Origin of the sequence: Peribacillus sp. S4, assembly GCF_046715815.1 — a bacterium.
GTDB lineage: Bacteria > Bacillota > Bacilli > Bacillales > DSM-1321 > Peribacillus > Peribacillus frigoritolerans.
Genome location: NZ_CP175708.1, coordinates 4,189,820 through 4,204,139, shown reverse-complemented (window position 1 = coordinate 4,204,139; position 14,320 = coordinate 4,189,820). Strand labels below are relative to the sequence as shown.

16 protein-coding genes are annotated in these 14,320 nt (G+C 43.4%); 12 read left to right on the top strand and 4 right to left on the bottom strand.

Annotated elements, in window-relative coordinates; genetic code table 11:
• Positions 1-146 precede the first annotated feature (146 nt).
• Complete coding sequence (locus ACJ9PY_RS19930; RefSeq protein WP_063575430.1) at positions 147-518, bottom strand: winged helix-turn-helix transcriptional regulator; 372 nt, start codon at positions 516-518, stop codon at positions 147-149.
• Between the two features lie 188 nt (positions 519-706).
• On the opposite strand from ACJ9PY_RS19930, the gene ACJ9PY_RS19925 reads away from it, so the two are divergent.
• The 6 genes from ACJ9PY_RS19925 to ACJ9PY_RS19900 all read left to right on the top strand — a co-directional run bounded on the left by ACJ9PY_RS19925 (position 707) and on the right by ACJ9PY_RS19900 (position 6,438).
• A complete protein-coding gene (locus tag ACJ9PY_RS19925) occupies positions 707-1,912 on the top strand; it encodes an MFS transporter (RefSeq protein ID WP_400448558.1) in 1,206 nt (401 codons plus the stop codon).
• Between the two features lie 173 nt (positions 1,913-2,085).
• Positions 2,086-2,928 carry an aldo/keto reductase gene (locus ACJ9PY_RS19920; RefSeq protein WP_048681988.1) on the top strand — a complete coding sequence of 281 codons (843 nt, stop codon included), beginning with the start codon at positions 2,086-2,088 and terminating at the stop codon, positions 2,926-2,928.
• 412 nt (positions 2,929-3,340) lie between these two features.
• On the top strand, positions 3,341-4,369 hold the full coding sequence (locus ACJ9PY_RS19915) for an NADH:flavin oxidoreductase/NADH oxidase (RefSeq protein WP_034311501.1): 1,029 nt from the start codon (positions 3,341-3,343) through the stop codon (positions 4,367-4,369).
• Positions 4,370-4,526: 157 nt separating this feature from the next.
• A complete protein-coding gene (locus tag ACJ9PY_RS19910) occupies positions 4,527-4,838 on the top strand; it encodes a rhodanese-like domain-containing protein (RefSeq protein ID WP_034309364.1) in 312 nt (103 codons plus the stop codon).
• A 267-nt stretch (positions 4,839-5,105) separates the two neighbouring features.
• Entirely contained in the window at positions 5,106-6,188 is a 1,083-nt protein-coding gene (locus tag ACJ9PY_RS19905; protein ID WP_411738806.1) for a tartrate dehydrogenase, read from the top strand.
• A 64-nt stretch (positions 6,189-6,252) separates the two neighbouring features.
• Complete coding sequence (locus ACJ9PY_RS19900; RefSeq protein WP_048682016.1) at positions 6,253-6,438, top strand: sporulation protein Cse60; 186 nt, start codon at positions 6,253-6,255, stop codon at positions 6,436-6,438.
• Between the two features lie 114 nt (positions 6,439-6,552).
• Here ACJ9PY_RS19900 and ACJ9PY_RS19895 read toward each other — a convergent pair whose 3' ends face one another.
• Entirely contained in the window at positions 6,553-7,482 is a 930-nt protein-coding gene (locus tag ACJ9PY_RS19895; protein WP_063575433.1) for an SDR family oxidoreductase, read from the bottom strand.
• Positions 7,483-7,629: 147 nt separating this feature from the next.
• Here ACJ9PY_RS19895 and ACJ9PY_RS19890 point away from each other — a divergent pair, with 147 nt between their 5' ends.
• From ACJ9PY_RS19890 to ACJ9PY_RS19880, 3 genes are all read left to right on the top strand, one after another.
• Complete coding sequence (locus ACJ9PY_RS19890; protein ID WP_164855101.1) at positions 7,630-7,800, top strand: hypothetical protein; 171 nt, start codon at positions 7,630-7,632, stop codon at positions 7,798-7,800.
• Between the two features lie 233 nt (positions 7,801-8,033).
• Positions 8,034-8,594 (top strand): MEDS domain-containing protein, encoded by a 561-nt coding sequence (locus ACJ9PY_RS19885; protein WP_411738805.1) that lies wholly within the window; start codon positions 8,034-8,036, stop codon positions 8,592-8,594.
• A 78-nt stretch (positions 8,595-8,672) separates the two neighbouring features.
• Positions 8,673-8,927 (top strand): MGMT family protein, encoded by a 255-nt coding sequence (locus ACJ9PY_RS19880; RefSeq protein ID WP_053537337.1) that lies wholly within the window; start codon positions 8,673-8,675, stop codon positions 8,925-8,927.
• Positions 8,928-9,093: 166 nt separating this feature from the next.
• Here the strand turns inward: ACJ9PY_RS19880 and ACJ9PY_RS19875 are convergent, their stop codons facing one another.
• Entirely contained in the window at positions 9,094-10,359 is a 1,266-nt protein-coding gene (locus tag ACJ9PY_RS19875) for an NAD(P)/FAD-dependent oxidoreductase (RefSeq protein ID WP_034309353.1), read from the bottom strand.
• A gap of 205 nt (positions 10,360-10,564) precedes the next feature.
• Between ACJ9PY_RS19875 and ACJ9PY_RS19870 the strand changes: the two genes are divergently transcribed.
• Positions 10,565-12,166 (top strand): polysaccharide biosynthesis protein, encoded by a 1,602-nt coding sequence (locus tag ACJ9PY_RS19870; RefSeq protein ID WP_268592737.1) that lies wholly within the window; start codon positions 10,565-10,567, stop codon positions 12,164-12,166.
• Positions 12,167-12,289: 123 nt separating this feature from the next.
• Positions 12,290-13,012, top strand: coding sequence for a pseudouridine synthase (locus ACJ9PY_RS19865; protein ID WP_411738804.1), 723 nt, complete (start codon positions 12,290-12,292; stop codon positions 13,010-13,012).
• Between the two features lie 84 nt (positions 13,013-13,096).
• Here the strand turns inward: ACJ9PY_RS19865 and ACJ9PY_RS19860 are convergent, their stop codons facing one another.
• Positions 13,097-13,318, bottom strand: a complete 222-nt coding sequence (locus ACJ9PY_RS19860; RefSeq protein ID WP_034309346.1) for a DeoR family transcriptional regulator — start codon at positions 13,316-13,318, stop codon at positions 13,097-13,099.
• A gap of 524 nt (positions 13,319-13,842) precedes the next feature.
• Here ACJ9PY_RS19860 and ACJ9PY_RS19855 point away from each other — a divergent pair.
• Complete coding sequence (locus ACJ9PY_RS19855) at positions 13,843-14,193, top strand: hypothetical protein (protein ID WP_034309343.1); 351 nt, start codon at positions 13,843-13,845, stop codon at positions 14,191-14,193.
• Positions 14,194-14,320: the final 127 nt, after the last annotated feature.

Sequence of the window (14,320 nt, the reverse complement as noted above, 5' to 3'; positions counted from 1 at the left end):
TGCTCCCGCAGGAGTCTCGCACTTCCGCTCCAATCAACCTTAAATAGTTTCGTTTTAAAAACAATAATCTTTACGAAAAGAGCCATTAGTTAAGTCTTTATAAACAAAAAAAGATTAGCCATTGCGCTAATCTTTTTCATTTGGGATTACTTTAATTGATCATTCAAGACACTTTCCTCGAGAACGGAAAACTTATCACCATACACCTTTGTTATGTGGTTTTCCCCCCATGTACATAGTGCGGATAGGATACTTTCCAGGCTTTTTCCATACTCACTAAGTTCATATTCCACTTTTGGAGGGACTTGATTGTAAACGATCCGGTTGATGACTTCGTCCTTTTCCAACTCCCTCAACTGTTGGGTCAACATTTTTTGGGTGATGTTCGGCATAAGGCGCTTCAATTCACTAGTCCGCTTTTTCCCGTGGGTCAGATGGCAGAGGATCACGCATTTCCATTTTCCGCCCATTACTTCAAGTGTCGCTTCTACGGATATATTGTATTTCTTTTTTTGCATGATTTGCATACTCTCCTTACATTATAGGTACTAAAAGGTGCCTATATCACTTTAAAGTACGTACTGTTTTTTATTTGTATTATATCTCATAATAACATTTGCACACCGAATTCCACTGTACCATTTATAAAAAAAGTTGCTCAGGCAATTTCAATGATAGTACAAAATGACAAGAAGGAGAAGAGGATATGATTTCAAATAAAAATAGAAGTACATGGGCATTGCTGGCTTTAGCGATCAGTGCCTTTGCGATTGGAACAACTGAGTTCATCAGCGTGGGATTATTACCACTCATTTCTAAGGATTTACACATTACAGTGACGACGGCGGGACTGACGGTGTCCTTATACGCTTTGGGGGTCATGTTCGGGGCACCTATCCTGACATCACTAACATCGAATATGTCGCGTAAAACTTTATTGCTTTGGATAATGGTCGTGTTCATTATCGGAAATGCATTAGCGGCTTCTGCGACCACGGTCGGTGTATTATTGATCGCGCGTGTCATTTCAGCGCTTGCACATGGTATCTTCATGTCAATCGGCGCTACGATTGCCGCTGATTTGGTCCCTGAAAACCGCAGGGCGAGTGCCATCGCCATCATGTTTACAGGTCTGACGGTGGCAACGGTGACCGGAGTTCCTTTTGGAACCTTCATCGGTCAGCAATTCGGCTGGAGATTCGCTTTCATCATCATTGTGGCAATCGGCTTGATCGCTTTCATCGGAAACGGCATTCTAGTCCCATCGGATTTAAGAAAAGCGGCACGGACCACTTTCCGTGACCAAATCAAATTGGTGACGAATGGGCGTTTGCTGCTAGTATTCATCATTACGGCGTTAGGGTATGGCGGTACATTCGTTGTCTTCACGTACCTGTCGCCATTACTTCAGGAAGTGACAGGGTTTAAAGAAGGAACTGTGGCCTTGATTTTGTTAATATATGGAGTAGCCATAGCAATAGGAAATACCCTTGGCGGGAAATTCGCCAATCGCAATCCTATTAATGCCCTATTCTATATGTTTCTTATTCAGGCCATTGTACTTGTGGTGTTGACTTTCACGGCACCGTTCAAGGTAGCTGGTTTAATTACGATCATTTTAATGGGATTGTTTGCATTCATGAATGTTCCGGGGCTTCAAGTGTATGTCGTCATGTTAGCGGAGCGTTTCGTGCCGAGTGCAGTGGACGTGGCGTCAGCCATCAATATTGCCGCCTTCAATGCGGGTATCGCCATTGGTGCCTACTTAGGAGGGGTGATAACGGATTCGATCGGATTGATCCATACAGCGTGGATAGGTGGAGTCATGGTGTTTGCAGCAGTGATTTTAACAGCTTGGAGCCGGGCCCTGGAAAGTAAAGACCGTACCAAGGGAACGGACAAAATAGCATAGGATTAAAAAAGTGATGCATCTTAGAAAAAGTATGCTATGCGTATAGGGTATCAATGAAAAGTATCATTGCATCCCTTCAGCGAATGATGGAAGGTTCCCTGAAGGGATGTAATGATACTGATACTTAAAGCGCATTACAATCTATAAAAACAATCATTTGGAGGTAGAGTATTATGGTGAAAAACTTACAAGATACAACTACATTGCATAACGGCGTCAAAATGCCTTGGTTCGGATTGGGCGTATTTAAGGTGGAAGAAGGACCGGAGCTGGTAAATGCAGTTAAAGTGGCCATTAAACATGGTTATCGCAGCATCGATACGGCTGCCATTTATGAAAATGAAGAAGGGGTCGGACAAGGGATTCGTGAGGGCTTAAAAGAAGCTGGAATCTCAAGGGAAGACTTATTCGTAACATCCAAAGTCTGGAATGCCGATTTAGGCTATGAATCGACAATTGCAGCTTACGAAAAAAGCTTACAGAAACTTGGCTTGGAGTACCTGGATTTATATCTTATCCATTGGCCAGTGGAAGGAAAATATAAAGAAGCTTGGAGAGCGTTGGAAACTCTATATAAAGAAGGAAAAGTGAAAGCGATCGGTGTGAGCAATTTCCAGATTCACCACCTAAAAGATTTGATGGAAGATGCAGAAGTGAAGCCGATGGTCAATCAAGTGGAATGCCATCCGCGTTTAACTCAAAAAGAAGTTCAGGCATTCTGTAAGGAACAAGGAATACAACTTGAAGCATGGTCTCCTTTGATGCAAGGTGAACTTCTTGATAATGAAGTTTTGCAAGCTATTGCAACCAAGCATGGCAAATCTGTTGCACAAGTCATTTTACGCTGGGATTTACAAAATGGGATTGTAACGATTCCGAAATCAACTAAAGAACATCGTATTGTCGAAAACTCAACTGTATTCGATTTCGAATTGACCGAAGAGGAAATGAACCAAATTGATGGATTGAATCAGAATCACCGTGTTGGTCCAGATCCTGATAATTTCGACTTTTAATTAGTAGGAAGGAGAGGGACGAGATATCCTTCTGAGTTTATAGACTAAAGAGGACATATCTTTTAACACAAAGTTGATTGGAATGTAAGGTGCGAGACTCCTGCGGGAAAAGCGAGTCAAAGGGAGACCCCGCAGGCGCTTGCGCCGAGGAGGCTCCCGGACCGCCCGCGGAAAGCGAGTGCCTGGAGTGAAAATCAACATTCATATTACACTCCCTTAAAAAAAATGTAGGCAATCTTAATTATTCCAGTTTGTCCACAGTCAGGGAACGGGATATCCGTCTTTCTCTTTTTTTATGAATTTCGCACCGGAATTTACACTGAAAGCTTGGGGAATCCGATTAGTTGACACAGTATTACTGGGATGATATAAATGCATGTGCATGCATTATATAAAAAGGAGATGAAGAATGATGAATGATTTATTTTCACCTTATCGCATAAAAGAACTTGAACTTAAAAATAGGATCGTCATGCCGCCGATGTGCCAATACTCCGTCGAAGCGGAAGATGGTATACCAACGAACTGGCACCAGCAACATTATGTAAGCAGGGCAGTTGGCGGCACGGGGTTAATCATAGTGGAAATGACTGATGTGGAGCCTGATGGGCGCATTTCGAATCGCGATCTTGGATTATGGTCCGACGATCAAATTGGGGCTTTCTCCAACATCGTTAAGGAAGTTCATCAATACGGTGCAAAAATCGGGATACAAATTGCCCATGCAGGCCGTAAAGCGGAGGATGCGGAACCGCCGGTGGCACCTTCAGCCATTGCGTTTGATGAAACGTATAAAACACCAAGGGCTTTAGAAACGGAAGAAGTGAAGGAAATGGTCGATAAATTCCGGGCATCGGCCAGAAGGGCAGTTCAAGCAGGATTTGACGTAATCGAATTACATGGTGCACACGGGTATTTAATCCACCAATTCACATCACCGCTTACGAATAAACGTGATGACGAATATGGAAGGGACCTGACTAAATTCGGAGTGGAAGTCATTAAAGCAGTGAAAAGCGAAATGCCTGCCGACATGCCTTTAATCATGCGCATTTCTGCAAAAGAATACGTTGAAGGCGGATATGGTATTGAGGAAAGCATTGCATTTTCACAAGTCTTTAAAGAAGCAGGCGTCGATATGTTCCATGTAAGCTCTGGAGGAGAAGGCCCGATTGGAGCAGACGGAAGACCTGGTACCCATGCCAGCTATCAAACTCCGTTGGCCAGGGAAATCAAAAAAGCTTTGGATATTCCGGTGATTGCAGTAGGTCGTTTAGATGATCCGATTCTAGCAAATTCAATCATTGGCAATGAAGAAGCAGATTTGGTCGCTGTCGGCAGAGGAATGCTGCGAAACCCTTATTGGGCACTTGAAGCATCTAAAGCTTTGAATATAAAAACGGAGATCCCTAAACAATATCAACTTGGATTCAAGCATTGATACGGATTTTTAAAACGCCGCGAATATTATATTCGCTGGCGTTTTTTTCATTCAGTGCATGAGGGAATTTGCATATGCGAATCCATTACGTGATGTTTGACTGGAAATTTTGCTATAATGAAAAAGATAAATCAAACGATAATTCGAGGTGCTAATTATGGAAGAAATCAAAATCATTACAACGGAAGAAGTGGAAGCTAAGCTTGAGGCAGGAGAAGCGATGGAACTTGTCGATGTTCGTGAAGACGAAGAAGTGCAAGAGGGAATGATCGAAGGCGCGAAACATATTCGCATGAATGATATCCCGGCGAACCTTGACTATTTTGATAAAGAAAAAGAATATATCTTTATCTGCCGTTCAGGACGCCGCAGTGAAAATGTATGCCATTATCTTCAGGAACAAGGATATAAAGTGGCAAACATGGTTGGCGGAATGCTTGAATGGGACGGCGAAGTCATCGTTAAGTGAAGCTCTTCAAAATGGCCTGTTACTTTCGTAAGCGTAAATCCAGGAATGTGACGGCTTATTTGAATGAAGAAAGAAAAAAGATCATGGTTTGTTCACAATGCCGTGAATATGCGGAAAGACGTGCATATTTGAAGTCGTGAAAAAAAGAGTCCTTTCATCATGAAAGGACTCTTTTTTCTATATGAACCTCACTTACGGGGATGCAAACGTTTTATGTTAAAATTAGGGTGCTGAAGTCAGAAAATATAGAAAAAGGAGAGTTGGAGAATGAATGTTCATAAAATTGCGGTCATTGCGGGTGACGGAATTGGCCCTGAGGTGATTAATGAGGGTGTAAAGGTCCTTAAAGAAGTGGCGGCAATTGCCGGTGATTTTTCTTTCCAGTTCACCTATTTTCCATGGGGCTGTGAATATTACCTTGAGCACGGCAAAATGCTGCCTGACGATGGACTGGAACAACTGATGAAGTTTGACGCCGTGTATCTGGGGGCTGTCGGTTATCCTGGTGTCCCGGACCATATTTCCTTACGTGAACTTCTGCTGAAGATCAGAAAGGGATTTGACCAATATGTGAATGTTCGACCCGTTAAATTGCTTCAAGGTGCACCCTGTCCATTAAAAGACGTGACCCGTGACCAAATCGATATGATTGTCATCCGTGAAAACAGTGAAGGGGAATATTCCGGTGCAGGTGATTGGCTTTTTAAAGGCAAGCCGGAAGAAGTCGTCCTGCAGACGGGGGTCTTTTCACGAAAGGGAACCGAGAGGATCATCCGTTATGCTTATGAACTGGCGCGCAAGACAGGAAGGACGCTAACGAGCATAAGCAAGGCGAACGCATTGAATTATTCAATGGTTTTTTGGGATCAGGTTTTTGAAGAAATTGGAAAGGAGTATCCGGAAGTAGAAACGAATTCCTATCTGGTCGATGCGGCAAGCATGTATTTTGTCAAACAGCCCGAACGGTTTCAAATCGTTGTCACCTCCAATTTGTTCGGTGACATCATAACGGATTTAGGTGCTGCCATTGCAGGCGGGATGGGACTGGCGGCCGGTGCCAATTTAAACCCGGAACGGATTTATCCTTCGATGTTCGAACCGATTCATGGTTCAGCCCCGGATATAGCACATCAAGGCATCGCCAATCCACTTGCGGCCATATGGTCTGCCAGTCAGATTCTCGATTTCTTTGGACATGAGGTTTGGGGTGCGAAAGTGTTGGACGTGATTGAACAGGCGATGGTCGATAAAAAGGTGCTGACTCCTGATATGGGCGGGGCAGCTTCTACAGAGGAAGTCGGGGATGAAGTGGTTAAAATATTATCCGCTTCACTAAAAAATCAAGTATAAAAATCAAGTGAAAAGGGCATCCTGCACAATAACTATCATTATAGTAAAAGGGCGGGGAGAGCCGATGATACAAGTGAAATTATTTGATTATGAGCATGAAAAGGACCTAGAGGATGAAATGAACTTTTTCCTGGAAGACATTCGTGATAATCAAATCGTCGATATCAAATACAATGTCGCCACTACAGGTGAAGAGGAAGAGGAACAGATCTACTGTTTCAGTGCGATGATCATTTATAAAAAAAAATAAAGGCCGGCTGGCCCGATAATCAATAATGGACTACCTATTGCTTGCTGACGGGCAATCAAAGGTAGTCTTTTTCCGTCTGGACTTCCTCGGAAGGGGGCATGTTCGTTGTGGAAATTAGGACGATGTCGCTTCCCCGCCATTGACATGAAGTGTTTGTCCTGTCACAAAACGGGAATCATCAGAGGCGAGATAGACAAAGGTGGGAGCCAGTTCAAATGGCTGGCCTTGACGCTCCATCGGATTATCGACTTGTGTCACTTCGTCTGCCGAGAAACTTGCCGGGATGAGGGGTGTCCAAAACCTTCCGGGCGCAATGGCGTTCACACGGATGCCTTGATCGACAAGACTGTTTGCCAAGGCACGGGTAAAACCAATGTTGGCCCCTTTAGTCGCCGTATAATCAATTAATTGCTTATTCCCATTAAACGTCACGACAGAAGATGTATTAATGATGGAGGACCCTGCTTTTAAATGGGGAAGGGCAGCACGCGTCGTGTAGAAGTGGGAATAGATATTCACTTTAAAGGTATCATCGAATTGCTCATCCGTAATATCAAGCAAGCTTAATTGCTGAAATTGAATGCCCACGTGGTTACAAAGAATATCGAGCTTTCCAAATGTTTCGATGGTGTCTTCCACGATATCGATGCATTGCTGCTTATCCCTTAAGTCCCCAGGCAGCAGTAAGCAACGTTGCCCAAGCTCTTCAATTCTCGTTTTAGTCCGATTGGCATCCTCATGTTCATCCAAATAAGCGATGGAAACATCTGCCCCTTCTTTAGCAAAAGCAATGGCAGCCGCAGCGCCAATCCCACTGTCTCCGCCGGTTATCAATGCGACTTTACCTGTTAATTTCCCGCTGCCCCTATAATTGGGGTTTTCGATGATGGGCCTGGGCACCATTAATTTTTCTACACCGGGTTGGCGAAATTGGCGTTGCTCCGGAACAGTGATGGGTACGTCTTGATAACGGGTGATCTTCCCATAATTCGGATGCATGGGATAGCTTTTACCGGATGATTTCTTTTTATTATCTTCTGCCATGAGGGGTCCTCCTAATAAAGAATTTAGTCGGATTACTTTATGATGATCAGGCATATGCCGTGCATGAAGAACATGTATCGGGACGGGCTCGTTGCCGTGCGGCTCGAATATGCTGAAGGGGAGAAAAAAGTTTTTGGAGGCCTCTATATGCCATATTATTATAGCGAAGAAGTGAAGTGGTTATTGGTCGAACAATCGGATGAAAAGGTGGAGTTGTTATATGACTCCAACCCAAATACCTTTGAATTGCCGCTTATTGGACCAAGACCGCCATATTATTATAACCCGCGCTATGTGCCGTACTATCCCGTGATTTAAGAGTGAACATCAAAAGGGACAATGCATGAAGTACCGATCCGGATTGGGCTGCCTAGGTCTTTTTAAGAGTGGACTGAAAGCAGCCATAATTCGACTCGACTAAATTCCAGATCTTAACATGACATTAGGGAAAACTGATTATATTCTTCTATGAATTTTACAAACACGGAGATAATGGGTAAAGTTATACATAATACATAGTACGGACTGGTGTATTAAAGGAGAGATTCATTTTGGATAATAAAATGAAACAATTAATAGAAAATATACAGCAGTCGGATGGTGGCCATATTTTATACTGTTTTGATGAATTGGAGTCATACATTGAAAATGAGGCAACTTTCATCATTACCGGTGTTCAACAGGGAGATCATATCCTGGTCGTCGAAAACGACCGCATCTTTCCTTTCGTGTACAAGAAATTGCAGATTCATTTAAATGAGGAGCAATTGGAGCAAGTGCATCTTATGAATAATTTTGATTTTTATTGTTTTCATGGAGACTTCCATCCTTCGACGATGGTTGATTATTTCTTGGAAAATATCGATGTATACACTAAACGCAATCAGCACATCCGGACTTGGGGCCATGTTGAATGGGGCCATGACGATCAAGTCAGCTTTGCGATAGGCGAATATGAAAAAGGGATCGACAAATTGATCAAGGAAAGAGGATTGATTTCTGTATGTGCATACGATGACTGTAGAGTGCCTGCCGAGCTTAAAACAAACTTGATCAAACATCATGGAGTCCTGATTACCGATGAAAAAATCACGATATTAGCAAACGGATAGAATAAAGGGGCGAGGTATTTGGAAAGTTTTACTGAACGGGTCATTCATATCATACAACGAATCCCCTCCGGTAAAGTGATGACATATGGTCAAATTGGACAGCTCGCCGGAAGTCCGCGCGGTGCAAGGCAGGTCGTTAGGATCCTTCATTCTAGCAGTAAAAAACATGACCTTCCATGGCACCGTGTTATCAATGCCAAAGGTGAAATCGGCATAAAAGCGGAGGGCGCTGCAGAACACCAGAAGGCGATGCTCGAGAGTGAAGGCATCACGTTCACGGGCCGGAATACCATTGACCTCGAAGCATATCGCTATCATCCAGAAATATTTTAAACGTATAGCCGGACTAGTAGTGGCGGGCGCGGTTTGGTCGAAAAAGTACAGTGAAGGCCAAAACAAGAGCAGCTACACCAGAATCAAAGCCTAACGAACACGATGTATAGGCTTGCGAAATCGCAGTAAAATAGGCTGATCCAAGCGGATCAGCCTATTTTACGGATTATGAACGGGCAGACATGGCAGCATTCATGCCGGCAAGCCTGCCGGTTACTAATGCCGATGTGATATTGTAACCGCCTGTGTATCCGTGTATATCCAGAATTTCACCGCAGAAATACAGTCCGTCCATTAGTTTGGATGCCATTTCTTTTGGATGTATTTCCTTGACGGATACGCCGCCGCCCGTTACGAAGGCTTTTTCTAGCGGCTGGGTGCCGTGCACCCCGAATTGGAAGTCCTTGCATAATTCTGCAAAGCGGCGGATTTTTTCATTTGATATCGTCGCCCCTTGCTCTTGAAGGTCGATGCCGCTTCGCTCAAGCAGGAAGTGAAGGTATCGTTCAGGAACTAAACCTTTTAAGGTGTTTTTAATGGCTTTTTTCGGTTCGGCTTTTATTTCCTTCATGATGTCTTGAAAAACCTCTTCCTTGTTTCGGTCCGGAAGGGCATCGAGTTTCATGGTCACTTCCGACAGGTTCCATTTCTTCATCGCTTTCACGACGAATTGGCTGCATCTTAGAACAGCTGGACCGGAGACGCCAAAATGGGTGAAGAGCATATCCATTCTATGCGTAATCAGGGCCTTTCCCTTTGGGTTAAGGACACTCAATGAAACATCGCGAAGTGCGAGCCCTTGAAGTGTTCGATCTTTAATGAATGTTTCATGGCTAAGTACGGGAACTTCAGTCGGGAACAATTCGGTAATCGTATGCCCTGCCTTTTTAGCCCATGCGTAGCCGTCTCCGGTTGAACCGGTGTGGGGAACTGATTTCCCGCCGACTGCAATCACGACTGCATCCGTGTCAATGGTCTGGCCATCTTTTAACCGGACACCGCTGGTTTTTCCATGTTCATAGAGAACTTCCGCAACTGGAGAGTTCTTGTAGATCGTTACTTTTAAATTCGACAGGCGCGTCAGAAGGGCATCCACGACGCTTTGCGCTTTATCATTGACAGGAAACATCCGGCCATGGTCCTCTTCTTTTAGAGCGACGCCCAATTTTTCAAAGAATTGAATAATGTCCTCATTATTGAACTCTGAGAAAGCACTGTATAGAAATCGCCCGTTTCCAGGGATATGCTGAATGATTTCATCGATTGAGAGCCTGTTCGTCACGTTGCAGCGTCCCCCGCCCGAGATTGCAAGTTTCCTTCCAAGCTTCTCGCCTTTATCCACTAACAATACATGGGCACCTTTTTCCCCGGCTGCTATTGCTGCCATCAATCCGGAAGGACCGCCGCCAATTACCACTACATCATATTTCAAATTGATCACCACTTTATCATTTTCAGTCCCTTCATTATATAGCAAGAGCCCGTCAGATTGCGAATGTAGAAAAAAAGGAATTATTTGTTTGTGTATTATCTTCGAAAACGATAAACTTGAATGTAGTTTTCTATAGAAAAAATACTTTAATATGATAAGATAAAGAGCGTGTGAAACGTAACTGACAGAGGCAGGAAGGGATTAGATGTCATCTAAGTTTTTAAAAGGGGCTTTTATATTAACGCTGGGAGCAATCATTTCCAAGATTCTTGGTTTATTTTATGTCATCCCATTTGAACATATGGTTGGGAATAAAGGGGCTACCCTCTATCAATATGGGTACGTTCCATATACCATTTTCATTAGCTTTGCAACGGCAGGCATGCCGCTTGCAGTATCTAAATTCATCTCGAAGTATAATGCGCTCGAGGAATACGCAGTCGGTGAGAAGTTATTTAAATCGAGCCTGAAATTAATGGTAATCACCGGTTTTCTCGCTTTTTTGATTCTCTATACGATGGCCCCGCTGTTTACTGGAGTCTTTGGGGTCAAGCCGGAAGATGCTGCGGATGTCACGGAGATCATTAGGGCAGTCAGCTTCGCCTTGATTTTTGTACCGTTCATGAGCATCATCCGCGGCTTCTTTCAAGGGCATGAAGCGATGGAACCAACGGCCATTTCCCAGGTTGTCGAACAAATTGTCCGCATCGTGTTCCTTCTGGCCGGTGTGTATGTTGTTTTGAATGTCCTTGACGGAGAGTTAGTGAGAGCCATCCAAATAGCTACCTTCGCGGCGACGGTCGGGGCTGTCGGCGGTTTAGTGGTGTTATTTTGGTATTGGAAAAAACAAAAACCATATTTGGACAGCTTGATGAAGAAAGACAGGGGAACGATGGAAATTTCCCTGAAGGAGATTTATAAAGAAATATTCCTTTCGTCGATTCCTTTCATATTCGTCGGAATCGCGATGCCAATGTTTCAGCTGGCTGACTTATTGTCTTTCAATAAGGCGATGTCGTCGATCGGGCTGCAGCATGTTGCTGAGGATGCACTAGGGGTGTTGAATGTGTATGCCCAGAAGCTTGTCTTGATTCCGATGACGCTTGCAACCGGGTTTTCGATGGCGCTTCTTCCTTCGGTGACGAAGGCATATGTAAGCGAGGATTCAAACGAGTTCAACCGCCAGCTGAACCAAGCCTTTCAAATTTTGCTGTTCATTACGATTCCAGCAGTCGTTGGCATGTCTGTGCTGGCCGATCCGATCTATAGTGCCTTTTACAGCCATGATCCACTTGGAATCAGTGTCCTGAAGGCATATGCGCCCGTTTCCATCTTGTTTGCACTTTTTTCCGTTTCGGCAGCTGTATTACAAGGGATCAATCAGCAAAAATATACAGTGCTCAGCCTGCTTGTGGGCTTTTTAATCAAATTGAGCTTGAATATCCCATTGATCAAGTTGTTTGAAACGGAAGGATCCGTTTACGCTACAGCATTCGGCTACTTGGCTGCCGTGCTGCTGAATTTGTATGTCATTACCTACTTTACTGGATATCGTTACAGCCTTACCATCAGGAGATCTGTTTTAATATCAGTTTTTTCAATAATAATGGGACTGGCTGCCTGGGGCATGAACATTTTACTATCGCTATGGCTTACAACGGAAGGGCGCTTCCAGGCGATTTTGATCGTGGCCGTTTGTGCAATTTTTGGAGCGCTCGTTTATGCGGCTCTTTCCTTGAAAAGCAAACTTGCCCATCGTTTGTTCGGTGCCCGGATCGATCGGTTAAAAGCTAAATTAGGATTGTAAGCTGGAAGTTTGATGTGTAAAAAAAAGGGTATTGAATGGTGAATCCCCGATTAAAATATATTGGCCTTGCCTGTCATTAAAGTGGGCAAGGCTTTTTACTGAAAAAGGCTTTAGGAGGAAACGATGAGAATAGATAAGATTTTATCCAATATTGGTTATGGCAGCAGGAAAGAAGTGAAAAAGCTCCTGAAATCCGGCGCCGTCAAGGTTAATGAAAGGCTGATTAAGGATCCGAAGGAACAAGTGGACCCTGATACGGAAAACGTGACGGTTCATGGTGAACGGGTTGAATACAGGGAATTCATTTATTTAATGATGAATAAACCGCCGGGCGTATTGTCGGCAACGGAAGATAACTACCAAGAAACGGTCATCGACATCTTGGAGCCGGAAGATTCGGTATTCGAGCCATTTCCTGTAGGCCGTCTTGATAAGGACACAGAAGGTTTATTGCTGATCACGAATGACGGAAAGCTTGCCCACCAACTGCTTTCCCCAAAGAAACATGTCCCTAAAACATATTTTGCGGTCATTGATGGCGAAGTAACGGAACGGGATATCGAGGCATTCCGCAACGGAGTGACCTTGGATGATGGATACGAAACAAAACCAGGAGAATTGAACATTTTAAAATCAGGCCTGACATCGGATATCGAGCTAACGATCATGGAAGGGAAGTTTCATCAGGTGAAGCGGATGTTTGAGGCCGTTGGCAAACGTGTCGTCTACCTAAAGCGTCTTTCCATGGGGAGTTTACAGCTTGATGAGGAACTCGAGCTTGGTGAATACCGTGAGTTGACGGCGGAGGAGCTTGAACAGTTAAAGGTGGGCCAACCGGCTGAATGATAGCTGGACACAAAAAATGAGGCGGATAATATTGTCCGCCTCAAAGTATTTTACATATCGATCTTGTTCGGGTGGTCGTTCTTTTTACGATGACATCTTCACCTTTTTACTTGTTGTCGTCCAAAGGCCTCGGCTTGGGCTTTGAACAAGGTCATTGTATGCTAAGACATTTAAATCGCGCTGCACAGTTCGAGGAGTGATGCCAAATTCTTCTACAAGCTCTTGAGTAGAAACCGTACCGTTATTGCTAATGAACATATAAACGGATTTAATACGGGTTAACATGCGATTTGTTGAAGGTTTCAAAAAATCACTCCTTATTCTTTTCATTGTTATTTTGAACAAATGAAAACAACCGATATGTCGGACAGCATTCCAGCTGTCACTATGTACTTGCTATACCCACCCTATAACTCCTCGGAAACATTAGAAAAAATAAGATGTCATTAGCTTCATTCTACCCCTTTGCAAAAGCAAATTCTAGGAAAAGATACTAATTGACTAAATATTACATTTATTATATCAAATTTTAACAAAATTATTCTCATTGCCTATACAAATTTAATAAAGAGCTGTTCCATTTGTTCATGCTCATATTTTGCCAATAAAGAATGCTTACTATGCACACAATACAAACGTTGACTTTTAAAGCATATGCATGTTATTTTACTTAAAACGATCTTTAAATCGTAATTATTACGCTTTATGCATTGATGGAGGAATTGCTTGATGGCTTGCCGTTACGATGTCATAATGAGGTATCGGGCAGTATAGAATTTTCATACATATCCAAGAGGATTTAAATATAAACCAATTCGAGGTAGAGCCATATGAACGATAGATTAATGGAGTTTTTATTGCGGGACGAAGTAACCAGACTTTCTGGCGTCAAAAAACAAGTGTATGAATTCATCGTGAACGAAGAAGATTATCTTGCATCGAAGGCGGACACGGTCGATCAATTCATGAGATTGCTGGTAAAGCATTCCCCGCCCAGGCTCGCAGCCCGTCATTTCAATATGCCCTATGGGGAAATCATCCGTTTCATGAATGAAATAGAAGATGAACTGAATGAGAGATTAGAGGAAAGATGCAAGAAAGTGAAGTGGATGGACTACACGGAAAAGGACCAGCAGGCATTTGAGGAATATCATAGGAAGTTATATCTCTTCGTAAATTAATCAATTGGATCATGAAAATGCCCCGGAATGAACGGGCAGTTCAGACTGTAGTCAAACTCGCATTCAGTGCGAGAAGGTGCAGCAACTTTCATCCCTTGAGTAGGGATGAAGGATGGCTGCACTTTTT